The sequence below is a fragment of the Cardiobacterium sp. genome (assembly GCF_057314735.1).
The window spans coordinates 1-26,340 of record NZ_DBHKZK010000067.1 but is presented as its reverse complement, the minus strand read 5'-3'; the positions used below and the strand labels follow the sequence as shown (position 1 = coordinate 26,340).

Annotated in this window: 25 protein-coding genes; 9 read left to right on the top strand and 16 right to left on the bottom strand. The window is 59.4% G+C overall.

Going from position 1 to position 26,340, the window contains the following annotated elements; genetic code table 11:
• Positions 1-168 precede the first annotated feature (168 nt).
• The 6 genes from ACO54Z_RS10115 to ACO54Z_RS10090 form a co-directional block, all read right to left on the bottom strand.
• A complete protein-coding gene (locus ACO54Z_RS10115; protein ID WP_485996893.1) occupies positions 169-1,323 on the bottom strand; it encodes a PIN domain-containing protein in 1,155 nt (384 codons plus the stop codon).
• 73 nt (positions 1,324-1,396) lie between these two features.
• Entirely contained in the window at positions 1,397-2,563 is a 1,167-nt protein-coding gene (locus ACO54Z_RS10110) for a phosphoglycerate kinase (RefSeq protein WP_298081588.1), read from the bottom strand.
• Positions 2,564-2,661: 98 nt separating this feature from the next.
• Positions 2,662-4,650 carry a transketolase gene (gene tkt, locus ACO54Z_RS10105; RefSeq protein ID WP_485996892.1) on the bottom strand — a complete coding sequence of 663 codons (1,989 nt, stop codon included), beginning with the start codon at positions 4,648-4,650 and terminating at the stop codon, positions 2,662-2,664.
• 29 nt (positions 4,651-4,679) lie between these two features.
• Positions 4,680-6,827 (bottom strand): carboxy terminal-processing peptidase, encoded by a 2,148-nt coding sequence (locus ACO54Z_RS10100; RefSeq protein WP_485996891.1) that lies wholly within the window; start codon positions 6,825-6,827, stop codon positions 4,680-4,682.
• Between the two features lie 33 nt (positions 6,828-6,860).
• Complete coding sequence (locus ACO54Z_RS10095) at positions 6,861-7,568, bottom strand: NAD-dependent deacylase (protein ID WP_485996890.1); 708 nt, start codon at positions 7,566-7,568, stop codon at positions 6,861-6,863.
• On the bottom strand, positions 7,558-8,073 hold the full coding sequence (locus ACO54Z_RS10090) for a DUF423 domain-containing protein (RefSeq protein ID WP_485996889.1): 516 nt from the start codon (positions 8,071-8,073) through the stop codon (positions 7,558-7,560). The genes ACO54Z_RS10095 and ACO54Z_RS10090 overlap by 11 nt, the downstream gene beginning before the upstream one ends.
• 119 nt (positions 8,074-8,192) lie before the next feature.
• Between ACO54Z_RS10090 and ftsY the strand changes: the two genes are divergently transcribed.
• The 3 genes from ftsY to fur all read left to right on the top strand — a co-directional run bounded on the left by ftsY (position 8,193) and on the right by fur (position 10,940).
• Positions 8,193-9,458, top strand: a complete 1,266-nt coding sequence (ftsY, locus tag ACO54Z_RS10085) for a signal recognition particle-docking protein FtsY (RefSeq protein WP_485996888.1) — start codon at positions 8,193-8,195, stop codon at positions 9,456-9,458.
• Positions 9,459-9,507: 49 nt separating this feature from the next.
• On the top strand, positions 9,508-10,371 hold the full coding sequence (gene rpoH / locus ACO54Z_RS10080) for an RNA polymerase sigma factor RpoH (RefSeq protein WP_485996887.1): 864 nt from the start codon (positions 9,508-9,510) through the stop codon (positions 10,369-10,371).
• A gap of 134 nt (positions 10,372-10,505) precedes the next feature.
• Positions 10,506-10,940 carry a ferric iron uptake transcriptional regulator gene (gene fur, locus ACO54Z_RS10075; RefSeq protein WP_004143160.1) on the top strand — a complete coding sequence of 145 codons (435 nt, stop codon included), beginning with the start codon at positions 10,506-10,508 and terminating at the stop codon, positions 10,938-10,940.
• 85 nt (positions 10,941-11,025) lie between these two features.
• Here the strand turns inward: fur and ACO54Z_RS10070 are convergent, their stop codons facing one another.
• Together ACO54Z_RS10070 and dusA are read right to left on the bottom strand one after the other, a co-directional pair.
• Positions 11,026-11,706, bottom strand: a complete 681-nt coding sequence (locus ACO54Z_RS10070; protein ID WP_298081596.1) for a DedA family protein — start codon at positions 11,704-11,706, stop codon at positions 11,026-11,028.
• Positions 11,707-11,794: 88 nt separating this feature from the next.
• Positions 11,795-12,772 (bottom strand): tRNA dihydrouridine(20/20a) synthase DusA, encoded by a 978-nt coding sequence (gene dusA / locus ACO54Z_RS10065; RefSeq protein ID WP_485996886.1) that lies wholly within the window; start codon positions 12,770-12,772, stop codon positions 11,795-11,797.
• 344 nt (positions 12,773-13,116) lie between these two features.
• Here dusA and ACO54Z_RS10060 point away from each other — a divergent pair, with 344 nt between their 5' ends.
• From ACO54Z_RS10060 to ACO54Z_RS10045, 4 genes are read left to right on the top strand one after another with little or no spacing between them, the layout of a single operon-like run.
• Positions 13,117-14,115: a bifunctional nicotinamide-nucleotide adenylyltransferase/Nudix hydroxylase gene (locus ACO54Z_RS10060; protein ID WP_485996885.1), complete on the top strand. Its 999-nt coding sequence runs from the start codon at positions 13,117-13,119 to the stop codon at positions 14,113-14,115.
• 5 nt (positions 14,116-14,120) lie between these two features.
• On the top strand, positions 14,121-14,546 hold the full coding sequence (locus ACO54Z_RS10055; RefSeq protein WP_485996884.1) for a hypothetical protein: 426 nt from the start codon (positions 14,121-14,123) through the stop codon (positions 14,544-14,546).
• Positions 14,543-16,054 (top strand): subtype B tannase, encoded by a 1,512-nt coding sequence (locus ACO54Z_RS10050; protein WP_485996883.1) that lies wholly within the window; start codon positions 14,543-14,545, stop codon positions 16,052-16,054. The genes ACO54Z_RS10055 and ACO54Z_RS10050 overlap by 4 nt, the downstream gene beginning before the upstream one ends.
• Before the next feature lie 18 nt (positions 16,055-16,072).
• Positions 16,073-16,777, top strand: coding sequence for a hypothetical protein (locus ACO54Z_RS10045; protein ID WP_485996882.1), 705 nt, complete (start codon positions 16,073-16,075; stop codon positions 16,775-16,777).
• 155 nt (positions 16,778-16,932) lie between these two features.
• On the opposite strand, the gene ACO54Z_RS10040 is transcribed toward ACO54Z_RS10045, so the two are convergent.
• The 3 genes from ACO54Z_RS10040 to ACO54Z_RS10030 form a co-directional block, all read right to left on the bottom strand.
• Entirely contained in the window at positions 16,933-17,397 is a 465-nt protein-coding gene (locus tag ACO54Z_RS10040; protein WP_485996881.1) for a hypothetical protein, read from the bottom strand.
• The gene (locus tag ACO54Z_RS10035; RefSeq protein ID WP_485996880.1) at positions 17,397-17,756 is read right to left on the bottom strand and encodes a MerR family DNA-binding transcriptional regulator; all 360 of its coding nucleotides are present in this window, start codon (positions 17,754-17,756) and stop codon (positions 17,397-17,399) included. The genes ACO54Z_RS10040 and ACO54Z_RS10035 overlap by 1 nt, the downstream gene beginning before the upstream one ends.
• A 624-nt stretch (positions 17,757-18,380) precedes the next feature.
• Positions 18,381-20,096, bottom strand: coding sequence for an SLC13 family permease (locus ACO54Z_RS10030; protein ID WP_485996879.1), 1,716 nt, complete (start codon positions 20,094-20,096; stop codon positions 18,381-18,383).
• Between the two features lie 138 nt (positions 20,097-20,234).
• On the opposite strand from ACO54Z_RS10030, the gene ACO54Z_RS10025 reads away from it, so the two are divergent.
• Complete coding sequence (locus ACO54Z_RS10025) at positions 20,235-21,458, top strand: hypothetical protein (RefSeq protein ID WP_485996878.1); 1,224 nt, start codon at positions 20,235-20,237, stop codon at positions 21,456-21,458.
• 218 nt (positions 21,459-21,676) lie between these two features.
• On the opposite strand, the gene ACO54Z_RS10020 is transcribed toward ACO54Z_RS10025, so the two are convergent.
• From ACO54Z_RS10020 to ACO54Z_RS10010, 3 genes are read right to left on the bottom strand one after another with little or no spacing between them, the layout of a single operon-like run.
• Positions 21,677-22,843 (bottom strand): YncE family protein, encoded by a 1,167-nt coding sequence (locus ACO54Z_RS10020; RefSeq protein WP_485996877.1) that lies wholly within the window; start codon positions 22,841-22,843, stop codon positions 21,677-21,679.
• Positions 22,840-23,343: a TlpA family protein disulfide reductase gene (locus ACO54Z_RS10015; protein WP_485996876.1), complete on the bottom strand. Its 504-nt coding sequence runs from the start codon at positions 23,341-23,343 to the stop codon at positions 22,840-22,842. The genes ACO54Z_RS10020 and ACO54Z_RS10015 overlap by 4 nt, the downstream gene beginning before the upstream one ends.
• Positions 23,340-24,071 (bottom strand): SCO family protein, encoded by a 732-nt coding sequence (locus ACO54Z_RS10010; protein ID WP_485996875.1) that lies wholly within the window; start codon positions 24,069-24,071, stop codon positions 23,340-23,342. The genes ACO54Z_RS10015 and ACO54Z_RS10010 overlap by 4 nt, the downstream gene beginning before the upstream one ends.
• Before the next feature lie 160 nt (positions 24,072-24,231).
• On the opposite strand from ACO54Z_RS10010, the gene ACO54Z_RS10005 reads away from it, so the two are divergent.
• Positions 24,232-24,621, top strand: coding sequence for a hypothetical protein (locus tag ACO54Z_RS10005; protein ID WP_298079645.1), 390 nt, complete (start codon positions 24,232-24,234; stop codon positions 24,619-24,621).
• A gap of 185 nt (positions 24,622-24,806) precedes the next feature.
• Here the strand turns inward: ACO54Z_RS10005 and ACO54Z_RS10000 are convergent, their stop codons facing one another.
• Together ACO54Z_RS10000 and ACO54Z_RS09995 are read right to left on the bottom strand one after the other, a co-directional pair.
• A complete protein-coding gene (locus ACO54Z_RS10000) occupies positions 24,807-24,989 on the bottom strand; it encodes a hypothetical protein (RefSeq protein ID WP_485996874.1) in 183 nt (60 codons plus the stop codon).
• Between the two features lies 1 nt (position 24,990).
• Positions 24,991-26,127, bottom strand: coding sequence for an inner membrane CreD family protein (locus ACO54Z_RS09995; protein ID WP_485996873.1), 1,137 nt, complete (start codon positions 26,125-26,127; stop codon positions 24,991-24,993).
• Positions 26,128-26,340 lie beyond the last annotated feature (213 nt).

Sequence of the window (26,340 nt, the reverse complement as noted above, 5' to 3'; positions counted from 1 at the left end):
CAAGCGGGGGGAGGGTAGGGCGGTGGGCTGCTTCCACCAGAAATATATAGCCATCCACCGAAAGCCTCATACTGTGTTGCGTCGCCTCGCCGTACAACCGCGTACTGCCTTCGGCGACGCGCCTTGTCTGAAACTTTCGGTGGATGGCTATACATATACGCGAACAAATTACGTAAGCCAGGTGAGTGCGCCGCTTTCGGCAATCTGGAGTTTGTTATGCGCGACGAGGTAGCGAATCATTGCTTCTGTTTGTGCGGTATCCAGCTTTAGCAGGTGTTGGCAGACGGTCATCAGACTGGCGCGTTTGGTGGGTTTGTTTTGCCGGAATTTACTAAAAAAGAGTTTTGCTTTTTCTTCAAGTTCATTTTTGACGGGATGCGTTATGGTATTGGTAAAAGGTGGATATAAAACCTTGTCGCCTTCGCGGCGCAAAATGCCATTTTTCTCGCAATAAACAATGCATTTTTCTATTGCCGCATCGTCTGAATCCAGTCCAAGACTGACGGATTTGGTGCGGATGGTATTTTTGAGTCCGTCTGTTTTTCCGGCTTTTGCTACCGTAATGTGGGCAATGATTTTTTGCTGCATGGATTGCGGGTCAAGATGGTAATTGAGCAATCCATGCCCATCCAATGTAATCAGCGTTTTTGTTATCAGTTTGTCCACCGCTTTATGAATGGCTGCTTTGGCATCGCTTTCGGCATATATTTGCAGTGATTCGCACAAATACCTGCATAAAAGGTTTTCCAGATTGTCGCGCCCGCGCGGGCGGAAGCTGTCGGGTTGCATCAGATATTGTTGTGCTTTTTTGTAGAGGTCATGCACGATGGCGCTATTGTTTTGCGGTGGCAGCGGTTCGGTGGTTTCTTTATCTGCCGTTGCTGCAATGGCGGTGGGTACAACGGCTTCGTCCGCTGTTTGGATGGCGGGCGTTGTTATTTCTGTTTGCGGCAATGGTGCCGCATCTGCCAATGTGGCAATGCGCACGATGCCACGGCAATGTTGGCCGCTTTCCATGTGTTCGACCAGTACGTCAAAGCCGGTATCACGCGAGAAGATGCAAATAATCGCGTCTTTGTCCTGCTCACTGATTTTGCCGAGGTAGTAGGCGAGGTAGAAATCGAGTGCGTTTTTGCCGGTTTTGGCGATACGGATGATATGGGCGTTTTTGCCAAAGCGGCAGAGTGCTTCGCAGAGTTCTATGGGCAATGTTTTTTGGGTTTTGCCGATAAAGAGCCAGATATGGCATTGGCTTTCGTCGAGTGCGGCGAATTGTGCCGCGTCTGGCTGGATGTTTTCGTAATCTATCAGGATGTGCTGCATGGTTTCTTCCTTGATTGGGAGGGGCGTCGTATAAAAAACCGCCCCGGAGGGCGGTTTTTTAGTCGATGCGGTTTTAGTAAGCGCCGAGGATGTCGAGACCGGGCAGCTTCTTGCCTTCGAGGTATTCGAGCATGGAGCCGCCGCCGGTGGAGATGTAATCGACTTTGTCTTCGATGCCGAATTGGCCGATGGCAGCGATGGTGTCGCCACCGCCGGCGAAGGTGAAGCCGGGGCAGGCAGCAATCGCGGCGGCAAGCGCTTTGGTGCCTGCGGCGAACGGGGCCATTTCAAAGACGCCGACCGGGCCGTTCCAGACGACGGTCTTCATCTCTGCAATAACGCGCGCGTAGTTTTCGGCGGTTTTCGGGCCGATGTCCAGGATCATTTCGTTGTCGGCAACGTCTTCTACCGCTTTGACGGTCGCTTTGGCGTCGGCGGAGAATTCGGTGGCGACGACGACGTCCACCGGCAGCGGGATGTTGACGCCGCGTGCGCGCGCGTTTTCGAGCATGGTTTTGGCGTCGTTCAAAAGGTCGGGTTCGTAGAGCGAGGCGCCGACGTTGATGCCTTCGGCGGCGAGGAAGGTGTTGGCGATGCCGCCACCGGGGATGAGGGTGTCCACTTTTTCCAGCAGCGACTGGAGGACGAGCAGTTTGGTGGAGACTTTGGAGCCACCGACGATGGCGAGCAGCGGCCGCGCCGGGTTTTTGACGATTTTTTCCAGCGCTTCGACTTCTTGCTGGATGAGCAGGCCGGCAACGGCGGTTTTGGCTTTTTCGGCGACGCCGTAGGTGGAGGCCTGGGCGCGGTGGACGACGCCGAAGCCGTCGCTGACGAAAACGTCGCACAGCGCGGCGTATTTTTCGGCGAGCGCCGGGTCGTTTTTCTTTTCGCCTTTGTTGAAGCGGCAGTTTTCGAGCATGACGATGTCGCCCGGAGCGACGGCAGGCGCCTGGTCGAGGTAGTTTTTGATGAGCGGTACGTTTTTGCCGAGCAGGTTGCCGAGGTAGGCGGCGACGGGGGCGAGGCTGAAGGCTTCGTCGTATTCGCCTTCGGTCGGGCGGCCGAGGTGCGCCATGATCATCACGGCGCCGCCGTGGTCAAGGACGTAGCGGATGGTCGGCAAGGCGGCCTGGATACGGGCGTCGCTGGTGATTTTGCCGTCTTTGAGCGGGACGTTGAGGTCCAGCCGCATCAGGACACGTTTGCCGTTGACGTCGATTTCGCTGAGTTTTTTCATGGTTTTCTCTCCTCAAGGGATTAGTGGGTGAAGGGGGTGGTTGGCGGGAGATGCGGGCGGTTACGGCGCAAGCGCCTAACCGCCCCTACGGTTTTGGTTTAGAGCAGCGCCTTGCTTTTGGCGACGACGTTTTCGACGGTGAGGCCGAACAGCGGGAAGAGTTCGGCAGCCGGGGCGGATTCGCCAAAGGTGTCTATGCCGATGACGGTGCCGTGGTCACCGCAGACGCCGCGCCACGGTTGGGTGACACCCGCTTCGACGACGACGGTCGGGATGCCTTTGGGCAGGACGCGGTTGCGGTAGTTGACGTCTTGTTGTTGGTAGATTTCAAAGCAGGGCATGGAGACGACCTGGATGCGCAGGCCTTCTTCGCGCAGTTTGGCGGCGGCAGCGGTCACAAGCGCGACTTCCGAGCCGGTGGCGACGAGGACGAGGTCTGGTTTTTCGGCCGCTTCGAGGATGTAGCCGCCTTTGGCGATGGCTTTGCGGGTTTCTTCGTTGCGTTTTTGTTCGGGCAGGTTCTGGCGGCTGAGCGCGAGTACGGTCGGCGTGCTTTGGTTGAGCGCGCTGCGCCAGGCGACGAGGGTTTCTTGTTGGTCGCAGGGGCGCCAGACGTGGATGTTGGGGATAAGGCGCAGCGAGGCGATTTGTTCGATCGGCTGGTGGGTCGAGCCGTCTTCGCCGAGACCGATGGAGTCGTGGGTGAGGACGTAGGTGACGGGCAGTTTCATCAGCGCGGCGAGGCGGATGCCGTTTCTCATGTAGTCGGAGAAGACGAGGAAGGTGCCGCCGTAGGCGCGCAGGCCGCCGTAGAGGGCGAGGCCGTTCATGATGGTCGCCATCGCAAATTCGCGCACGCCGTAGTGGATGTAGTTGCCGCTGAAGTCGCCAGGCAGGATGGATTTGGAGGCGGCTTTGCTCCAGGTGAGGTTGGAGCCGGTGAGGTCAGCCGAGCCGCCGATGAGTTCGGGCAAAAGTGGTGCGAGCAGGTTGATGGCGTTTTCGGAGGCTTTGCGGGTGGCAATGGCGCCGCCGGTTTCGTTGTATTGGGCGAGGGTGCTGTCAATGACGCGGTCAATGCCGTCCGGCAGTTTGCCGCTCATGGCGCGCGCGTATTCTTGGGCTTCTGCCGGGTATTTGTCCTGGTATTCTTGCCAGATGTGCTCCCACTGGTCTTGCAGTTTGGCGCCTTTGTCGCGCAGGCTGGCAACCTGGTAGGCGTCGGCGGGCAGTTCAAAGTCGCCGGCGGGCAGGCCGAGCGCCTGTTTGGTCAGCGCGATTTCTTCTTTGCCGAGCGGCGCGCCGTGGGTTTTTTCGGTGCCTTCGAGGTTGGGCGAGCCAAAGCCGATTTTGGTGCGGCAGATGATGAGCGAGGGTTTGGCGGTTTCGGCTTTGGCGGCGGTGATGGCGGCGTCTATGGCGGCGTGGTCGTGTCCGTCCACATCGCGGATGACGTGCCAGCCGTAGGCTTCATAGCGCAGCGCGGTGTCTTCGCCAAACCATGGCGCGATTTCGCCGTCAATGGAGATGCCGTTGCTGTCGTAGAGGCAGATGAGTTTGCCGAGGCCGAGGGTGCCGGCAAGCGAGCAGGCCTCGCTGGAGACGCCTTCCATCAGGCAGCCGTCACCGGCGAAGACGTAGGTGTAATGGTCAATGAGCGGCAGGCCGTCGCGGTTGTAGCGTGCGGCCATGTGACGCTCGGCGATGGCGAAGCCAACGGCGGTGGCGATGCCCTGGCCGAGAGGGCCGGTGGTGAGTTCGACGCCAGGGGTGTCGTGGTATTCGGGGTGGCCGGGGGTTTTGCTGTGCAGTTGGCGGAAGTTTTTCAGGTCGTTCAGCGAGATGTCGTAGCCGGTGAGGTGCAGTGCGGCGTATTGCAGCATGGAGGCATGGCCGTTGGAGAGGACGAAGCGGTCGCGGTTGTACCATTGGGTGTCGGCCGGGTTGGCGCGCAGGTGGTTATGCCAGAGGACGGCGGCCATGTCGGCCATGCCCATCGGTGCGCCGGGGTGACCGGAGTTGGCTTTTTGTACCGCGTCCATGCTGAGGATGCGGATGGATGCGGCGAAGGTTTGCAAGGGGGTCATAAGCGCTCCTTTTGCGGGTTGGTGGGGATTCAGGCCGCTTCGGCGGTGGTCGTGGCGGGTGGCGCTGCCGGGGCAAGCAGTTCGAGGTAGTCGAAGAAGATGTTGAGGGTTTCATACAGGGCAACGTCCGGTACGAATTCTTCTTTGTCGTCTTCGTCTTCGACAACGGCGTTACGCTTGTCAATTTCTTCCTGTTTTTTCTTGTCGGCGTTCAGCGCGGGCAGGTCGCGGCGTTGGGCGGCTTCGTAGTCGTCCTGGTATTTTTTCCAGTTTTCGTGCTCCTGTTTGCGCTCGGCGAGGTTGAGCGGCCAGGTTTTTTGCCGGTTTTTTTCGAGGACTTTGTCGATGTATTCCTGGTAGCGGCGCAGCGGTGCTTTGCCCAGCATCCGGGTTTCGTGCAGTTGGCGCAGGGCGTTGATGGTGCTGTCGGCGATTTTGCCTGCCGGGGTGATTTTCGCTGCCTTGATTTCTTTCCACGGCAGGGCGTAGTCCTCGCTTTGCTCGCCGACTTCTTCGAGCGGGAAGATGCTCGGCAGGGCGATGTCCGGTGAGACGCCCCGGAATTGGGTGCTGCTGCCGTTGACGCGGTGGAACATGGCCATGGTGAATTTCATCGAGCCGAGGCTGGGGGTATTGCTGGTGACGAATTCGTTGAGGTTGACCATGGTTTGTACGGTGCCTTTGCCGAAGCTGTTGCTGCCAATGATGATGCCGCGCCCGTAGTCCTGGATGGCGGCGGCGAAGATTTCGGAAGCGGAGGCGGCGTAGCGGTCGATGAGGACGGCAAGCGGGCCGTCGTAGCTGGCGCCTTCGATGTCGTCGGTTTCGTTGCGCACGCCGCCCTGGGCGTCGGAGACGAGGACAACCGGGCCTTTGTCGATAAAGAGACCGACGGTTTTCACCGCTTCATACAGCGAGCCGCCGCCGTTGCTGCGCAGGTCGATGACGACGCCGTCCACTTTGGCGGTTTTGAATTCTTGCAGGAGTTTTTCGACGTCGCGCGAGGTGCTGCGGTAGTCGTTTTTTTCTTGTTGTGCGCCTTCAAAGTCCATGTAGAACGAGGGCAGGTTGATGACGCCGATGCGGCGGGTGACGCCGTCTTCGGTGACTTCTTCGATGGTGGATTGGGCGGCCTGTTCTTCGAGTTTGACTTCGTCGCGTTCGAGGGTGATTTCGCGTACGCCTTTGGCAGCGTTGGCGGGGTCAACCATCAGCCGCACCAGTGTGCCTTTTTTGCCACGGATGAGGTCAACCACTTTGTCGAGCCGCCAGCCGGTGACGTCCACAAATTCGCCGTCCGTACCCTGGGCGATGGCGATGATTTTGTCCTTGAGGCTAAGTTTGCCGCTTTTGTAGGCGGGGCCACCGGGGACGAGTTCGCGGATGGTGACTTGTTCTTCTTCGGAGGAGAGTACCGCGCCGATGCCTTCGAGCGAGAGGCGCATATTGATGTTGAAGTCTTCGTTGTTGCGCGGCGAGAGGTAGTTGCTGTGCGGGTCGAAACGGCTGCTGAGGACGTTCATGTAGATGTCGAAGACGTCGTTCATGCTGATTTGGTTGAGGCGTCGCAGCGCGCCGGTGTAGCGGCTGCGCAGCAGTTTCAGCGCTTTTTCTTCGCTTTTGCCGGAGACGCGCAGGCGGATGAGCTGGTCTTCGATGCGTTTTTCCTGCTCGGCCTGGGCGGCTTCCACGGTGGTCGGCCACGGGCGCTCTTTTTCGGCCTTGTAGTCGGGGTAGGTGACGGTGTCTTTGCCGTTCAGGTCGAACGGGCGGGAAAGGCGCTCCAGCGACCAGCGGTTGAGCGCGTTTGCCCGCTCGCTGTAGCGCTGGTAGATGGCGAGGATGCCGCCCAGGTCGCCTTTGTTGGCCTGCATCAGGGTATCGCCGTAGCGTTTGAATTCGTCGATGTCGCTTTGCAGGAAGTAGATGTGCGACGGATCCAGCGCTTGCAGGTAGTCGCGGTGTACGTCGGCAGCGACGGCGGAGAGTTTTTGTTTGCGGTAGTGGTGGTTGACCAAAAGATTGGCGCCCAGTCGCAGCGCCTTTTTGTGTTCGTTGCTGATAATCAGCGGTTCGGGAGCGTAATCGGGAACTTTTTCAGCGGTTTGGCCGGCGTTGCTGTGTACGCAGGCGGCAAGGAGGATGGCAAAGAAAATGACGGGCAGTCGTTTCATCATAAAGTTACGGGTTTGAGTGGTTGAAAAACCACGTCAGTTTAGCATGGAATCCACCCAGCGCGGCACTTCCACCGTGGCTTTGCCGCTGTAAACGTGGTGGAATTGTGCCGCCCCTGCGCCGGGTTCGAGGTTGATTTCGCTGATGTCTGCGCCGTAGTGGCGGGCGAGTGCAGCGAATCCTGCCGCCGGGTACACATGGCCGGAGGTGCCAATGGCGGCAAAATGGGTGCAGCGCTCCAGTTTTTCTTCAATAGTTTCCATGTAATAGGGCATTTCACCGAACCAGACGATGTCCGGCCGCATCCCGCCCGCGCGTTTGCAGGTCGGGCAGACGGTTTGCTGCGAACAGTCGCCGTGCCAGTCATGGGCGACGCTGTCGCAATAGAGACAGCGCAGGGCGAGCAGGCTGCCGTGCATATGCAGCACTTCCGCTGAGCCGGCGCGCTCGTGCAGGTCGTCCACATTTTGCGTCACCAGCGTCACCCGCCCCGGCAGCGCCTGTTGCAGGCGGGCGAGGGCGATGTGGGCGGCGTTGGGCTGCACGTCAGCATCGTGCAGGCGGGCGCGGCGCGCGTTATAAAATTCGTGTACCAGTTTGGGATTGCGGGCGAAACCTTCCGGCGTTGCCACGTCTTCCACGCGGTGGTTTTCCCACAAACCATCACTGGCGCGGAAAGTCGCAATGCCGGATTCGGCGGAAATGCCCGCGCCGGTCAAAATCACAATACGCTTATCTGCCATGACGCTCCCCCCAACAGGCGGCAAAAAACAGTATCGCCCAGCCGAGCAAGAAGGCAATACCGCCTACCGGCACGACCAGGCGCAAATCCGGCGTTCCCGTGAACGCCATCCAGTACAGGCTGCCGCAGAAGGCGAACAACCCCAAAATCCACAAAAAACCGGCGGTGCGGCACAGCAGCAGCGGCCAGGACGGCGGCAACGACACCAGCGCCAACAGCGCCAGCGTATGCACAATCTGATAACGGTGTGCCTTGTCGAAAAAATCGGCGTGTTGCCCGGCGTTGAACAGCCCATGCCCCGCCAGCGCACCCAGCGTCACCCACAAAAAACCGCTCAAGGCGGCGAACAGCAGGAACAGCCGCTTTGCCACATCGCGCCGTGGGCGCGGGCGCGGCATCTTTGCCGTTACCACCGGCCTGGGCGTCTGTTCTGCATTTACCTGATTTACCATCCATCCTCCTTCAATCCCTGCGCAATACCGCGCGTTTTCAACAATAAAGACCAATCGCTGCTATAATCCCGCAGCTCAAAAACGGGCATCAAATATGTTACCACCAGTGGCGAACCCCGCGACAATCACCGCCCGCATCGCCCCTCCCACCATCCACCAAACCTTCCCGCATCATGGCATTCAACTGGCTCAAAAAACATTTCAGCAAAAGCGACGCCCCCGCCCAACCTGCTGCCGCAGAACCGGCAACCCTTGAAACCCCTGCCGAACCCACCGCAGCAACAACCCCACCGCAGGCCGACGCGGCAACTGCCGCCGAAACCGTCACAGCAGAGCCTGTCGCTGAAGAAAAAGAAGAAAAAACAGAGACCGCCGCCGAACCGCCCGCTGAAACCGCAGAAACGGTTGAAGCAGCTCCCGAAACCGTTATAACTGTGACAGAAGAGCTGCCACCCGCTGAAACCGTACCCCCGCCTGCTCCTGAAACAACAGCAGAACCCGTCCAGCCGCAGGCCAAACCCAAGAACGACAGCGGCGGCTACTTCGCCCGCATCCGTCAAGGCTTGGCGAAAACGCGGCGCGGCTTTGCCGACCTCTTCCTCGGCAAAAAAACACTCGACCAGGACCTGATTGACGACCTCGAAACCCAGCTGCTCACCGCTGATGTTGGCATCGAAGTCACGCGCAGCATCATTGACAGCGTCACCGCGCAAATCGACCGCAAAGAACTGAAAGACGTGGAAGCCGTCAAGGCGGCGGTGCGCGACCATATGCAAAACCTGCTCGCCCCCTACGCGCTGCCGCTCGACACCAGTTGCGCCAAACCCTACGTCATCCTCATGACCGGCATCAACGGCGCGGGCAAAACCACTACCATCGGCAAACTGGCGCGCCACTTCCAGCAAGAAGGCAAAAAAGTCATGCTCGCCGCAGGCGACACCTTCCGCGCCGCCGCCGTTGAACAACTGCAAACCTGGGGCGCGCGCCACAACGTCCCGGTCATCGCGCAGGGAACGGGTGCGGATGCCGCCTCCGTCGCCTACGACGCGCTCCAGTCCGCCACCGCGCGTGGCATTGACGTCCTCATTATCGACACCGCCGGCCGCTTGCACACCCAGGATCACCTGATGGAAGAACTGAAAAAAATCAAGCGCGTTATCGCCAAACTTGACCCCGCCGCACCGCACGAAACCATGCTCATCATCGACGCGGGCAACGGTCAGAACGCGCTGCGCCAGGCCGAACAATTCCACAAAGCAATGCAATTGGACAGCATCACCGTCACCAAACTGGACGGCACCGCCAAGGGCGGCATTCTCTTTGCCATCAGCGAAAAACTGGGGATTCCCATCCGCTACATCGGCGTTGGCGAGCAGCCTGAAGACTTACGACCCTTTAATGCACAAGAATTTGTGCAGGCGCTACTATATGCAGAATAAAACGTAAACCACCAAACAAACAGAAATTCAAAACACAAACGGAGATCAAATGACAGCTAACGCACTGGTTTTAACAAACAAAAACTGGCTTACCCCAAGCACCGACATCGACCAATACATCGCCAAAGTTCGCCAAATCCCGGCGCTGGATGCCGAAGAAGAACGCAAACTCGCCATCGCCCTGCAAGAAACCAACGACATCAACGCCGCGCAAACCCTCATCGTGCACCACCTCAAATTCGTCGTCCACATCGCGCGCGGCTTCACCGGCTACGGCCTGCCGCTCGGCGATCTCATCCAGGAAGGCAACGTCGGCCTGATGAAAGCCGTCAAACGCTTCGAGCCGCAACGCGGCGTCCGCCTCGTCTCCTTCGCCGTTCACTGGATTAAAAGCGAAATCCACGAATACATCATCCGCAACTGGCGCATGGTCAAAATCGCCACGACCAAGGCGCAGCGCAAACTCTTCTTCAACCTGCGCAGCATGAAAAAAAGCCTGAACTGGCTGAACGAAAGCGAGGCCAAAGTCATTGCCGACGAACTCAACGTCAGCACCAAAGACGTCTTTGAGATGGAAAGCCGCATCCACGGTCAGGACATCGCCTTTGAACTGAATGACGACGACGAAGACAACGACCACTTCAGTCCGTCGCAATGGCTGGCCGATGACAGCATTGACCCGGCAGAGCACACCGAACACGCCGAACACGAAAACCTGATGCAGCGTAAACTGGCGAAAGGCCTGCAAGCGCTCGATCCGCGCAGCCGTGCCATTGTCCAGGCACGCTGGTTGAACGAAGACAACAAGGCGACCCTGCAAACGCTGGCCAGCGAATACAACGTCTCGGCCGAGCGCATCCGCCAAATCGAACAACAGGCGATGCACCAGTTGCGGGCGCATATCGAAGCCTGACAACCCAGCGAAACCGGATGCCCGCATCCGGTTTTTGCTTGAAACGCAAGGAAAAAAAGCACAGCGCCGATTGCGCCCACCCACAATCCCCTTATAATACCGCCATGCAAACAACAAATTCAGGAGACCCCGTAGTGAGTGCCCAAATCAAAAAAGCCGGACTGAAAGTCACCGGCCCGCGCATGAAAATCCTCGAAATCATGGAACGCGAAACCACCGACAACGACCGCCACCTCAGCGCGGAAGACGTTTACAAAATCCTGCTCAAGGCAGACGAAGACATCGGTCTTGCCACCGTGTACCGCGTGCTGACCCAGTTTGAACAGGCAGGCATCCTCAAACGCCACAACTTTGAAGGCAACCACAGCGTCTTTGAAATTGACAACGGCGACCACCACAACCACCTTATCTGCGTCAAAACGGGCAAAGTGGTGGAATTTTACGACCCGGCGATCGCCAAACGCCTGAAAGAAGTCGCGCGCGAATACGGCTACGAACTGGAAGACCACAGCCTCGTCCTCTACGGCGTGTACGACGAAGCGCTCGCCAAATCCGTCGGCAAAGCTTGAATTTATTGGAATCAAAAAAAAACCGGATGCCATCGCATCCGGTTTTTCTTTTGTCCGCTTCTGTTACGGCGCAGCTAACGGTGATTTACTGCGGTTTCAATAACGAGGCTGTTGCCTGCTGTTTGCGCTCGGCACGCAGGCGGGCGCGGGTGGCGCGGAAATAGGCGCGACGGCGGCGGCGGCGCCAAATGTAATAGACGATGATGCCCGCGACAATAATAAACAGCGCGATGGTCGCGTACTTAAATTCGTGCATTTTTTTCAGCATCCATTCGTGATTTTCCGCGCCGTAAAAGCCGATATAGACGAAGACGGGAACGGAAACCAGCGCGGCGAGGCCGTCCATCAGGGTGAAGTGCCAAAAACTGATGCGGCGGGTGATGCCGGTCATGACGTAGATAGGGGCACGCAGGCCGGGGAGGAAACGGGCGACGAAGATGACGCGGCTGCCATAGCGGTGAAAGAGGGTTTCGGTCTGAATCATCCGCTCCGGGGTCAGGATTTTGGAAAACCAGCGCGACTGGCGCAGGCGCGGCCCGAATTTCCAGCCGATGAGGTACATCATCCAGTCGCCGCAGAGGATGCCGAAGTAGGCAACAATCAGCATGATATGGACGTTTTTGTCACCCAGTTCGGAGATGACGCCGGCGGTGACGAGGGTAATGTCTTCCGGCAGCGGCAGTCCCATGCCGCAGAGAACGAGGGCGCCGAAGACGGCGTAATAGCCGTAATCGAGGAAAAAGGCTTGCAGAAACGAAAGGGTCATGACGAAGTATGCAGACAGGGGAATTAAAGGGCGCGCATGATACCAAAACGCTAAACTTTTTGCTGTTTTGGCGGTTATTTACGCAATTTCAAGGGTGAGCGACCGCCGCCAGTGCGCGGTCAAAAATATCGATGCCCGCACCGGGCGCGCGTGCTTCTTCGCTCAGAATGCGGCGGTAGTGTTTGGCACCGCGCACGCCGGGAAATAGCCCCAGCAGGTGGCGGGTGTAATGGCTGAGCGGTTCGCCCCGTGCGAGACGCGCGGCGATGAGCGTGCGGATTTGTGGCAGCACGGCGCTGAGCGTTTGCGCGGGCGCGCCGTAAAGCGTGTCGGCGGCGAGCAGCAACTCCGGGTTCTGATAGGCGACGCGGCCGAGCATGACGCCATCGACGTGTTGCAGATGGGCGCGGCATTGCGCAAGGTCGGTAATGCCGCCGTTAACAATGACGGTGAGCGCGGGGAAGCGGCGTTTCACTTCGTAAACCAGCGGGTAATTGAGCGGCGGCACATCACGGTTCGCCTTCGGGCTCAGCCCCTGCAACCACGCCTTGCGCGCGTGAATGATGAAAACGCGACAGGGACTGCGGCTGGCGACGGTTTCAACAAAATGCAGCACGTCGCGCTCGTCCTGTTCATCAATGGCGAGGCGGTGTTTGACGGTGACGGGCACAGCGCCCGCCGCCTGCTGCATCGCGCTCAAGCATTCGGCAACCAGCGGCGCGTCATCCATCAGGCAGGCGCCGATGCGGTTGTTCTGCACGCGGTCGCTGGGGCAGCCGACATTGAGGTTGATTTCCTGATAGCCGTAGGGCAGGGCGATTTCGCAGGCGCGCGCCAAGGCTTCCGGTTCGCCGCCGCCCAGTTGCAGGGAGCAGGGCGCGTCTGCCTGATGCTGCAAATGGCGCGCGGCATCGCCGTAAATCAGCGCGCCAGTAGTGACCATTTCCGTGTAAAGAAAGGCGTGGCGGGTAAAAAGGCGGTGCAGCGCACGGCATTCCGAGGTCGTCCAATCGAGCATCGGCGCCACGCAAAAACGGTGCAGCTCCGGCGTTTCAATGAGTTGCATAAATTCCTTTTCTTTCTAACAGGGTAGGTTGGTTCTCTTCTTGGCGCTTTGGCGCGTTGGCCGGGTTTATTTGCGTTTTGCAGCATATTTGTTACGCCATATTTACGCCACAGTTTTATTGGAGGAATAGCGTAAATGGGGACTATCACATCACGCCAAAATACGCTATCACGCTGGGATTCGCAAAAACATCACCGCACTTCCGCCCTTTATTAGCGCACCAAACGCTTTCAAGGCAGTCTGCTGCTGATGTGGCCTCGCCAGCCGGCCATCATGGCAATGCGCATTTCTGCCCGTCGTTTCGCATCTGCGATAATGCGGACTTTCCCTACTGCGAGAACCCCATGCACGACTACCTTGTTTTTATTGGCCGTTTCCAGCCCTTCCACAACGCCCATCTGCGCATGGTGCAGAGCGCCCTTGCCCGTGGCAAACGCCTGATATTGCTCGTCGGCACCGCCGATGCGCCGCGCAGCTCGCGCAATCCGTGGACGTTTGCCGAGCGCGAGGCGATGATTCGCGTCGCGCTCAATGCCGAGGAAAACGCGCGCACCGACATCCGCCCGCTGCACGACGACCCCTACCACGATAACCGCTGGGTGGCGCAGGTAGAGATGACTGTCGCCGCCGTTCTCGCCGGACACGGCACACCAGCGGCGCGCATCGGCCTCTTTGGTCACGAAAAAGACACCAGCTCCTTCTACCTGCGCCTGTTCCCGCAGTGGGATTACGTCAGTGAGGCCGATACCGACGGCATCAGCGCCACCCCCATCCGCCGCCGCTATTTTCTGTTGGCAGACGGCGAAACGTGGGACGAACCGCAATTACCGCCTGCCGTCGCCGCCGCCCTGCGCGATTTCCGCGCGACAGACGCTTACCGCGCCGTTGCCCGCGAGGCGCGCTACGTCGAAGACTACAAACAATCGTGGGCGGCCGCGCCCTATCCGCCGATATTCGTGACGGTGGATGCGCTTGTGCTTTGCCGCGAACACGTCCTTGTCGTCGAACGCGGCGACCAGCCCGGCTGCGGCTTACTGGCGCTGCCCGGCGGCTTTTTGAACCCCGACGAAAACCTGCGCGCCGCCTGCCTGCGCGAACTGCACGAAGAAACCGGGCTGCGCCTGCCATACGACGCCGTCCGCCGCGTTTTCGTCGCCGACAAACCCGACCGCAGCGCCATTGGTCGCGTCATCACCCATCTGCACGTCATCTCGCTCGACGGTGACCTGCCTGCGGTCAAAGGGATGGACGACGCCGCCCGCGCCTTCTGGCTGCCGCTCGCCGAGCTGCACCGCGACCGCTTCCATGACGACCACTACTATCTCATCCGCGACAACAGTTGAATCCCATGCGCCTCCTTGCCATCCTCATTCCCGTCTTCGCCCTGGTCGGCGGCCTCTACTACTGGAGCCGCGACCCGCTCGCTGATACCCCCACCGACCCGCACGGCTTCATCGCCCTGCCGCTGCCGGATGGTGCCGACGCGAACACCGTCCTCATCCTCACCCCGCCGCACGCCGCGCCCGACCTGGAACAACGCGCCGCCGCGCTGCAACAGGCGCTACAACAGGAAAACATCCCCGCCGCGCGTGCCAGCCGCTACCTGCGCAACGACCCCGCGCCGGGCGAACGCGCCCGCTTTGACGCGCTGGCACGGCAAAGCGGCCCGATAGTCATCGTGCGTGACAAGGCACGCGCCAACCCGCCGCTGGCCGATGTCATCGCCACCTACCGCGCGCCTGAGCCCCCACAACCCAACCGGAGTCAACCATGAAAAAAACCGCCCTCATCAGCGCCATCAGCCTCGCCAGCCTTGCCCAGGCGCAGCCGCTTAACTTCGCCGCCGACCAATACCAGGCGAAAAGCGCGGAAGTGAACGGGCAGACCATCGCCTACCGCGCCTACGAAGGCATCGCCTACGTCGCCAAACCCGTAGAGCCGGAATACCAGCAAATCAACATCTACATCCCGGAAGCCTACTACAGCGGCGGCAGCATCAACGGCTACACCGCCGCCACTGCGCCCATCTTCCTGCCAAACCAAATCGGCGGCTATATGCCCGCCAAACCGGGCGTTCCCGGCGAAGGCAAACACGGCGCGCAAAAAGGGGCGGATGCGATGCAAACCGCGCTTGCCAAAGGCTACATCGTCGCCTCGCCCGGCGCGCGCGGCCGCACCAGCGCGACCGGCAAAGCGCCCGCCGCCATCACCGACCTCAAGGCGGCGGTACGCTACCTGCGCCATAACGACGCCGTCATGCCGGGCGACGCGGAAAAAATCATCAGCAACGGCACCAGCGCGGGCGGTGCGCTTTCCGTGTTGCTTGGCGCGAGCGGCAACCAGCCCGACTACGAACCCGCCCTGAAGGCGCTGGGCGCGGCGGAAGCGCGCGACGACATCTACGCCGTCTCCGCCTACTGCCCGATTAGCATCCTTGAGCACGCTGACGCCGCCTACGAATGGGAGTTCAACGGCGTCAATGACTACGAAAAAATGGACATCTCCATGCTCGACTACAAGGTGGAGCGCAAACTGGTGAAAGGCACGCTGGACGCCGCCGAGCAGCGCGTCTCGGACGAGCTGAAAGCGCAATTCCCCGCGTATGTGAACAGCCTCGGCTTGAAAAACGCGCGCGGCGAAGCGCTGACGCTTAACGACGACGGCAGCGGCAGCTTCCGCGATTACGTCGCCGCCTACATTGCCGCTTCTGCCAATGCTGAACTCAACAAGAAACAAATCCCTGGCGCGCTCGGTGTATTAGCCCCCGCCCTCAATCCCGAACAGGTTGCTGCCTTCGTCGAAGAAAACCCGTGGCTGACCATTGACGGCAATTTCACCGGCAACCGCGTCAAAAGCGTGGATTTCGCCGCCTATGCCAAAGCCGCCGGGCGGCAGAAAACCCCGCCCGCCTTCGACGCGCTTGACCTGTCCAGCGGCGAAAACCAGCTCTTTGGCGACGCCAACCAGGACACGCGCCACTTCACCGCCTACAGCGCGGCAAACAGCGCAGTCAAGGGTGCGGGCAAGGCAGACGCCGACACCGTAAAAATGATGAACCCACTGAACTACATTGATGACAAAACCGCGCCTGCGCACTGGCGCATCCGCGTCGGCACGAAAGACCGCGACACCTCGCACGCCATCGCCGCCATCCTTGCCGCCAAACTGCAAAACAGCGGCAAAAACGTCGATTTGGCGATGCCGTGGGGCGTGCCGCACAGCGGCGATTACGATCTGGATGAGCTGTTCGCGTGGATGGACAGCATCGTCAAAAAACCCTGAAGCAAACGGAGCAACACCATGAAAAACAAGACCCTCATCGGCGCCCTCGCCCTGACATTCGCGCTTGCCGCCCAAGCTGCGGGCGATGAACCCGTGCGCCGCATAGACGTGTACGTCAGCCCCTACTATGCCGCCGCCAGCGAAGCGGGCGGTACGCCGCAGGTGAGCGTTGGCGGTGCGCCGTTTGACCAGTTGCTTGCCTCAAACCGGCGCGAAGACATCCTCGCCGCGCGCGACCGCATCCAGGCAGAGCCAGAAGCCATCACGCCGATGACGCTGATGGTGCTTGCCATCCGCCTTTATGACGTCGGCGAACGCGACGATGCCGTTTTTTGGTTTTACGTTGCCAAACACCGCTACACCACCCTGGCCTACAGTGCCGACGTGAACGCGCCCGCGCTGGAGGCGGCGAACAGCGCGATGAGCGCGTTCAACAGCCTCGCTGGCCCGTATATCAACAGCTACGCCTTCTGCGATGTCAAAAAACAGCAGGCAGCGAACCAGCGCGCCTACGAATGGGTACGCGACCACCCCTACGCCGCCCTCTACCACGAAAAGCTGCCGCGCCTGCCCGGCGATCCTCAAGCCAACATCCAAAAAGGACTGGACGCCATTGCCAAAGGCATCGCGGACGAAAAAGCGCTCGTTGCCGACCCGAAAGCCATGGCGGAGCTGCAACAGCGGCGCAAAAAGAACAACGTGGATGCACAATTTTGCTGGTAGCCGGGCGCCAAATTCCCTGCCGATGCAAAACCATCACCCGCATAGGCCAAGCGTAAATCCCCGACCTGCGTTTGCTGTCTGGTGTGGATGGCGATAAACCGCCCGCCGTAATAAAGCGGGCGGTTATGCTATCGCTAACCGCCCCTGCGAATTGATTATATGGATTGCGCTTTAACCCATTCCCGTGGCAAAAGCGGCGTAAATGGATGGGAAATCCCCGCGCCGCGCGACAATAATTGATAACCGCGCCAAAAACGAGCCATCCACAACCCGTAAAGCGCGATGCTGTAAAAAACCATAAACAGCGTACTCCAGCGCGGCGGCATAAAAATCTGTCCCGCCGGACAAAAATGCAAATCGGCGAATAACCGCAATCCCTTAAAAAGACAAAGACCAAGCGCCAATAACACCACCATCCACAAAGCGCTGCACGCCTGAAAACGGAAATGGCTGGCGAGAGGCGAACCTTTGGCGCGCGGCAATGCCAACAGTGCCAGCACACTGCCGAGCGGAATCGTCAGCCAGCCAATCATCGCCCCCACAAAAAACAGACTGTAAATATCATGCGCCCGCTTTAACAGCGGTTGGCGGAAATAATCCGTCGCTTCATCAATCACCATTACTGCTCCAATAATGCAGTCAATAAGTCTTTGGACTGCTGCAATTCGACTATCTGTTGCGCAATCGCTGCTTGTTGTGCCAACAGGCGGCGACGCAAATCCGGACAAAAATGCTGCGGCGCATCGCGCAAACAATCGCGCATCAGCGCCAAATCTTTCAATGGCACCCCCGCCTGATTGAGTAATCGCACCTTGCGCACCAAATCCGCATCCGCCGCGCGATAAAGACGATACCCAGCGGCATTGCGTGCGGGCGTAAGCAGCCCCATCTTTTCATAAAAGCGCAGCATTCGCACACTGACGCCACTCGCCTGTGCCAGCGCGCCAATTTTGAGCGGCGTTTCGGGAATCGGGTTCATGTAGGTATCAGGGATGTTTTGTCATTCATTGGGAATATGCGCGCCACGCGCGCTTCATATTGCCACGTCGCCGGAGAATGCAATTGTATAGCCATCCTCCCAGGAGCTGTTTACAATTGGTTATAACATGATGATTTTATTCGTAGGTTTGGTTAAGGCCTGTTTACCATTCAGCCGTAAACACGCCCAAGCCAATGCGGTTGCGTGGCGACGATTTTGTGAGCTACACCATTAGTTTGTAGGGTGTGTGCTGCAGGCACGCACGCGTTTGCCAATATCAAATTCCCGCGTGCGTGTCGGCTACGCCGCCACACACCCTACGCACGAAACCCGCCCGCTGCGGGTTCCGCCCTGCAGGGGAGGGGGTGAGCAATATTATTGACGAGCCGAAATTCCAATTTTTCAATTGCTTGCCGCCCTCACCCAACCCCTCTCTCGCTGCACGAGCTGCCCAGTCTCAGAGGGGGAGGGACTCCACCGAATTGCAAACAGCGCCTAGGTGCGTATCGCCATATAGCCATCCACCGAAAGTTTCAGACAAGGCGCGCCGCCGAAGGCAGCACGCATTTGTACGGCGAGGCGGCGCAACACAGTATGAGGCTTTCGGTGGATGGTTATAAATGTTCAAAATGGAAACACCAGCGGTGTCAGCAGCAGCACCAGCGCGCTGTAGGTGAGGCTGACCGGGATGCCGGTGCGCAGGTAGTCGCGCATGGTGTAGCAGCCGGGGCTGTACACCATCAGGTGCGTCTGGTAGCCGAAGGGCAGGATGAAGCAGGCACTGGCGCCGTAGGCGACTGCCATCACGAACGGTGTCGGGCTGGCGTGCATCGCCTGCGCGGTGGAGAGGGCGACCGGGATGGCAAGCGCGGCAGCGGCGTTGTTGGTGATGATTTCGGTGGTGACGAGGGTCATCAGGTAGATGCCGGCGAAGGCGGCCCAGGTACCGCTGTCGTGAAAGAGGTGCTGCACGCACGCGCCGATGAGTTGTGCCGCGCCGCTGTTGTCCATCGCTTTGGCGATGGCAATGGCCGAGCCGATGATGGTGATGAGTTCAAAGGGGATGCGCTGTTTGAGTTCGCGCAGGCTGGTGTAGCCCGCGAGCAGGCAGGCACCGAGAAGGATGAGCAGTCCGTGCAGCAGCGGCAGCAGGTTCAGGGTTTCGAGGAGGATGGCGAGGAGAAATCCGGCGATGGCGCGGTTGCCCTGACGGCTGTTGAGGCGCGGCGGGGTGTGGCTTTCGCTCAGGATGTGGAACTGGCCGGGGTCGGCGCGGAAATTCTCGCCCACGGCGAGGATGAGGCTGTCACCAACGTGGAGGATGGTGTTGGCGAGATTGCCGGTCAAACGCTTGTTGCCACGGCGGATGCCGACCACGCCCGCGTTGAAGCGGCCGCGGAAGTCGATTTCTTGCAGGGTTTTGTAAACGAGGTCGGATTCGTGGGCGATGACCGCTTCGACGAGGTTGCTGGCGAGCAGGTCGCTCGCCTGTTCGCCGAGGATGTTCAGGCCACGGATGGCTTGCAGGCCGCCGATGTGGTTAATCGCGCCGCTGAAGACGAGTTGGTCGCCGGGGCGGATGCGTTCCTGCGGAGCAACCGGCGAGATGAGGTAGTTGTCGCGCCGGATTTCGACGAGGTAGAGGCCGTCCAGCCGCTTCAGGCCGCTTTCGGCGATGCTTTTCCCGGCGATGTCCGCCTCTGGCAATACTGCGGCGGTGATGAAGTAGGTGTTTTTCAGGTCCTGGCTGCTGTTGCGGTTCGTGGGCAGGGCGTGCATCCGCCAGTAGAGCACGGCGAGGCAGGCGAGGGCGACCGGGATGCCGACCGCGCTGAACTGGAACATCCGCAGCGGCGGCAGTCCAGCGCTTTCGACGAAGGAATTGACGACGAGGTTGGTGGAGGTGCCGATGAGGGTGGTGATGCCGCCCAAGATGGAGGCGTAGGAGAGCGGGATGAGCAGGCGCGACGGCGCGATTTTCTGCTGGCGGGTGAGGGTGACGAGGAAGGTGGAGACGACGGCGGTGTTGTTCATGAAGGCTGAGAGCAGCGTGCTGATGCCGGTGAGGCGGAGAAAGGCGCACTTTTCGTCGCCGACGAGGATTTTGCCGGAGAGGCGGTGCAACAGCGGCGAGCGCTCAATCACGACGGAGACGAGCAACAGCACCACCAGCGTCGCCAGCGCCGGATTGGTAAAACTGGCGAGAAACGCCTCGGTGCTGACGAGGCCGCCAAGCATGAAGGCGGCGGCGAGGGTAAAAAAGGCAACAGCGGGATTGACGCGACCGCTGGCCAGCACGGTCAGCAGCAGCGGCAGGGTAAGCAGTACGAACCAGTCCACGGGATACTCCTCTCGTTTGGGGGAAGGCAATCTTAGCAGCGCCGCGCGACGGATGCCGGATTTTGCGGCAGATGGCATTCGCGCCGCAGACGGGATAAGCTGCGCCGTCTCCGCTTTTCATGTATTCAGGGAATGACCATGCGCCCGCAACAACAAACGTTTCAGCCGGATTTGGATGATGAAGACACGCTTGCCTGGCAAAGCGATATGCAGGCATTCCGGCTGCACGAATGCTTCGGGCTTATGCTCGCCGTATCCCTGGTTTTTGCTTTTCCTATTCCATTTTGGCTGCAAATAACCATTGCCGCCATTGCCCTGTTTATCCTGATGCCCTTTGCGGTCATACATATCCGCAGGAAATTGACGCGCCGGGGATATTGGCAGAAATATTTGCGCACCGTGTGCGATGCACAAGGCATAACTTTTTATGACCACGACGATAGTCTCATGTACCAATGGCGCTGGGCAGAACTTGCCAAAATCAGCTATCTGCAAGGCGGTGGCATTCCCCGCCTCGCCATTCATGATATTCAGGGAAACGCGATAGCACTGGGGACGGATTTTCTGAAAGCCGCCGATTTGCAGGATATTGCCCGTCAGGCGCAGCGTTGGCTGCAGAATACGGCGCTGCACAAAATACCCGCCCCCCAAGAACCCGTTATCGTGCCGCATACCTGGTATATGGATAGCGGCACGGTGGCAAACAACAATTTCAGAATTTTTCTATGTGTGGTATTTGCGACTATTCCATCCATGTTTATCCAGCAGATAATACAAAATGCCACGTCATACAAATTTCATGTGGTAACAGGGCTACTGCTATGCAGCGCACCTGTTGCTTTGGCCCTTTGGCAGGGTTGCAAGGCATATCAATATGCCTTTGGCAGCAAGCGGACATTGCCATACGCGATGGCAGATGAAGATATGCTTTCCCTGTACCGCGATGATGGCAGCATTTTCAATATTCCCTGGGAATATATGCGCGCTGTCCGCTTCGTGCCAAAAACAAGAAAACATGGCCCGCCAGATCATTTCCTTTTTACCGATCGGCTGGGCGATACCCATCGGGTTGTTGTCCTGCATTTTGGCGTCAAGATGGGTTATTCCGTGGCGGATTATGCAACGGCAGTGCTGGAGGGGCATCCGCTGGCATTACCGGATGATGACGTTCTTTTTCGGGCAACGCTCTTTGGCTGGCTGGTGTTAGGGGTGAATGTGGCTTTTATTCCGACCCTGTTATTTCCAATAGTGCGCCGGCTGGGGGGACCCGAATTCGGGGAAAATTTGATCATCGGCCATGTGCTGTTCAATGCCATTGCCTTCATCCTGGGGCGTTGGCAAAGCCGGTGCGATGATGGATGAATGTCATGCTGCCCGCAGTTTTTTGGGTATTTCGCGCATAAAAAAACCGGGGATTTCCCCGGTTTTTTTGTTATATAGCCATCCACCGAAAGTTTCAGACAAGGCGCGCCGCTGAAGGCAGTACGCGGTTGTACGGCGAAGCAGCGCAACACCGTATGAGGCTTTCGGTGGATGGCTATACTGCTGCACGTTACGCCCGTTCAGCAAAATAGGGGCAGTCAGTAACACACGTTATTGGTGCTGCCCATGCGGATCCAGTCGGCCTGGACGATGCCTTTCAGGGTAATGTCCGGCAGGCTTTCCTGTGTTTGCAGGTTGTAACGCGACAGCACCGGTTTGTATTCTTTGCTGTACAGCACCAGTTTGCTGTCGCCGCTGATCCACATATCGGTCACGTCTTCGTCGTAGCCGAAATCGAGCTGGATGCGGTTTTCGAGGTCGTCGAAGGGGTGGATGCTCAGGTGGCGGTCGCCGCCAACGACAAGGTAGCGGTCAAGCCAGCCGGTGCGGAATTTGCGCGGGCGGTAGCCGAGCTGGAGCCGCTTCGGTTCGTCGCTTACGTCCGGTTCGTAAATCAGGATGTTGCCGCCGAGGTCGCCGAAGATGACGTGCCTCATGCCGTTGTCGATGAAGGGTTCGAGCAGCCGCTCGTTCAGGTGTTTGCTGTCGTAGAGCGGCCCGGTTTTGATGACTTTGCCGGTGTCGGCGAAGTAGATGATGCCTTCGTCGGCGTAGTAGGTAGTGAAGGCGATGAGGCGGTCTTCAAAGCTCGGCGCGCCGCTGCCAAGGCCGCGTGTTTCGCCGATGTCGATGGTTTGCCAGCCTTTTTCCGGCGCGCTGTAGCTGTACTGGTAGATGAGCGGGGTGTTTTCTTGCAGTACCCAGAAGGTTTGGCTGTAAACGCTGAAGATGGTGTTGAAGCGGGTGTAGAGGTTCTGGAAGGTTTTTTCGAGGATCTGCGCTTCACCGGTGCGGTAGTCCACCATGCCGACGCGGTCTTCGAGGGTGATGGCCAGTTTGCTGCTTTCCGGGACGAAGGTGAGGCGGAAGGCGCGGCTGGGCAGCGGGATTTCCGTGATTTCGCGGGTTTCGAGGTTAATCAGGGTGACGGCGTAGCGGCGCTGGTCGCTGATGGCGAGCCAGGGTTTGTCGGTGCTGCTGGCGAGGGTGCGGATGGCGACCGGTGAGCGCAGAGTGTCCACCTGGCGTTCTTCTTCGAGGTCAACCACGGCGATGTTGCTCATGCCTTTGTCGGCGACGAAGACGTAGCGCGTCGGGTCGTAGAGGCTGACCGGACTGGCAGCGGGTGCGGCGGCTTCTTGCGCCCACAGCGGGCGGGTGAGCGCGGCGGCACCGGTGGCGAGGAGGAATTGGCGCCGTTTCATGGTCGCATTCCTTCGCTGCCGTCATTCAGGCAGCGGGCGTAGGCGGTGAGTGCGTCGCCGTCGTGCAGTGCGCCCGCGCTTTTGGCAATCATTTGTCCGTCCAGATACCAGACAGAGAGCGGCAGACCGACGCCGCCGAGGGTTTTCAGCAGGGTGTGGTCGCCGTGGTTGTCGCGCGGCAGCGCGGTGATGTGCAGTTCGTCGTAGATTTTGCCGATTTGTTCGGGGTCGTCGCCGAGGTTGATGGTGATGATGTCCAGCGGCGCCCCGGGATCTTGCGCGATGGCGTCCAGCAGCGGCAGCTCTTTGCGGCAGGGCGCGCACCATACCGCCCAGATGTTGAGCAGGGCGACGCGGTGCTTGCTCTCGCTTTTGCTGATGTCTTGCAGCGGTACCGGCGAGGTGGCGGGGGTAAAGCCTTCGGGCGGGGTGCAGTCGGCTGCTTGCGCAGCGCCGCCCAGAAGGGCGGCGAGCAGGAAGGGGATATGGCGGCGGCTCATGCGGCTTTTCCTTCGTCTTTGGCGATGGCTTTTTCGATGTCGCGCGCCAGTTTTTCGGCGCCGCTCTGGTAGTCGAAGGCGTCGATGAGTTCGCGTTTGGGCGAGAGCAGGTAAATCATGGTGCTGTGGTACACGGTGTAGCCGGGCGGCAGGTCGGGCGGCACCACTTTTTTGCCCTGGTGGCGGTAGCCGAAGGTGGCGTTGTAGCGCTTGGCGGTGGCTTCGATGTCGGCCATGTTGCCGGTCAGGCCGACGATGCGCTTGTCGAAGAAGCCGGTGTACTGGTTAAGGCGGGTCGGGTCGTCGCGCAGCGGGTCAATGCTGATGAAGACGGGCTGGATTTGCGCGGGGTCTTTGACGATTTTCAGCATTTGCCCGAATTCGTAGAGGGTGGTCGGGCAGACGTCCGGGCAGGAGGTGAAGCCGAAGGCGACCAGCAGGTATTTGTCCTTGAAGGGCGCGTCGCCATCGGTGGCGGTCTTGCCGTCCGGGCCGACCAGCGCGAGGTGATAGCCTTCCGGCTGCGGGATGGGGTCGTAACTGGCAGGTGCGTCAGCGGGTTTTTCCGCAGGCTTGGCGGCGTCGGCGTTGTTGTCCGCCGCCTTGACGACGTCAGTGGGGGCGACGGCTTCGGTGGGTTTCTCCGCCGGCTTGGCGTCTTCGGCGAAGGCGGCGGGGAGGGCGGCAAGCAGGGCGCTGGCAAGGAGGGTTTGCAGGGTGCGGGGCATGGCGGGTCTCCGGTTAAGATTCGTTGCCATTATATAGCGGTTTTTTCCGTTAATTTCTTGATTAAGGACAGGTCATGCGCCTTGCCGCCGGGCGGGTGTTTGCGTAGGATGCGCGCCGCGCCTGGGCGCATTTCTTTCACTATTTTTTGGAGCTTTCTTTATGAAAAAATCCCTGCTCGCTGCCACCGCAGCCCTGCTTTCCGTCGCCGCTTTCGCCGGAACCCCGCTGAAAGACCTGAAAAGCGTTCCTGCCGAGGTCTTCCTGCCGGAAAAGGTCACGTTCGTTGAAGGCGAAGACGACGGCGACGGTGCCGTTGATGTGATCGTCGCGACCGACGCCAAGGTGGCCGACATCGTCAGCTTCCTGCAAGCCAAGGCAAAAGAGCAAGGCCTGCAAGCAGTTAGCGAAGAAGTCAATGAAGAAGACGCCAAGCTCGAATACAGCAAGGTAGGCGCGGACAACAACGGCGAATACAAAGTCGAGTACACCATCCTGACCGAAGATGGCAAACGCCATATCGAAGTGCTCTTCCTCGATTCGCGCAAATAAGCGCCAGTCATGCAAAAGCCCCGGTTCGCCGGGGCTTTTTTACATACACATTGAGCGCTCAGGTGTATGTATAGCGATACTCACAAAGTTCTGTACAAGGCGCGCCGCCGAAGACAGTACAGTTTAGTACGGCGAGGCGGCGCAACACCGTACAGGGCTTTGTGAGGATTGCTATATGTATATTTTTATGCCTTGCCGCGCAGGTATAACACCCGCCCGTCGCCGCCGACAATCAGGCGGCAGGCGGGGCTTTGGATGCCGTAGCAGCCGTTGGCTTTTTTCACGGAAAGCGGTGCGGTTGGCAGGTGGTAGCGGGCGAGCAGGACGGTGGCGTAGGCGCGCGCGGCGCGGATGGTGGACAGTTTCATCTCAGGCGTCCTCACGGTTTTTCAGGGTGTACCAGTCGAAATGGCGCGTGCCGTACATGGTGGCGGCGAGCGCGGCGAACAGCAGCAGGCTGCCAATGAGCAGGGTGTAGCGCGACGTTTGCAGCAGCAGATAAAGCACGGCGTAGGCGGTGAGCAGTAGCCCGCCGAGGATGGCGGCGCGCCGCAGCCCGCCCAGCACCACGCTCAGATAGCCGGTAATCAGGCTGTTGCAGGCGAGCGCTGCAATCAGGTAGGCGGCGGTGAAACCGGTGTATTCGCCGAGTGAGAGCAGCAGCAGGTAGAAAATGCAGACCGCCGCGCCGACGAGGGTGTATTGCACCGGGTGAATACGCAGCCCGCGCAGCGTCTCAAAGAGGAAACAGCCGCCGAAGGTGATGAGTAGGAACAACACCGCGTACTTGCTGCTGCGCTCGGCAAGGCGGTAGAGAGCGAGGCGGTCGGCAAGCGTCGCGCGGGCTTTTTGCGCATCCACCTGGGTGGCGACGTTTTGCTGCGCGATGTCCGCGTAATGCGCGCGGTCATGCACGAGGCCGTCGAACAGTTGCAGCGCAATCAGCAGGATGGCGCAGATAACGGCGATGATGACGAGTTTTTGCGTGGTTTTTTCCATGGGAATGCTCCGAAGTTTGCGGGCTTTCAGTATCGCGCTGACGGAGGGCGAGTGCTTGAAGCGGCGGTGAATTGTCGGTGAATTGGGCAGGGCGATGAGCGCAATCACGGCAGACACGGCGGCAAAAAACAGCGCGGCATAAAGATCGAAAAGGTCAAAATGGGCGTGATTGAAGCAAATCACAATGCCGCACCAGGACAATGCACCCGCCAGCGCTGCCAGCAGCAGCCCGCGCAGATTGCGGCAGCATTGCAGCCGGGCGAGGACAACACCGCAGACGGACACCGGGGCGGCGCAGACAAGGGCGGCAATAAGCGCGTACCCTACGGTTTTCCCTGCGGACGCGCCAAGGAACGCTCCTAGCAGGAAAAACAGCACAAAGACGAAGACAGCGACCGGAATGGCGCAGATGGCAAAACGGCGGATGACCGCCCCGCGCGGATAAACGGGCGGCGGCGGGAACAGCGGGACGCGGGCGTTGGTGATGCGGTAGCGATACGGTGGCATGGGGACTCCTTCAAACAGCGGGAGCGGCAGTATCGCCTGTGCCGGACACCATTGTGTGAAGGTGCGGTGAAATGCGTGGGGAATGTCTAGAACCTGTTTCGTGTCTCTGGCACGGAACTGCAAATCCCGTTACGGCGGGTTGTCGGGGTTGAAGCTGGTGTATAGCAATCCTCTCTAAATTCTATACAATCATCCATTTCCCCGGAGCCTGAC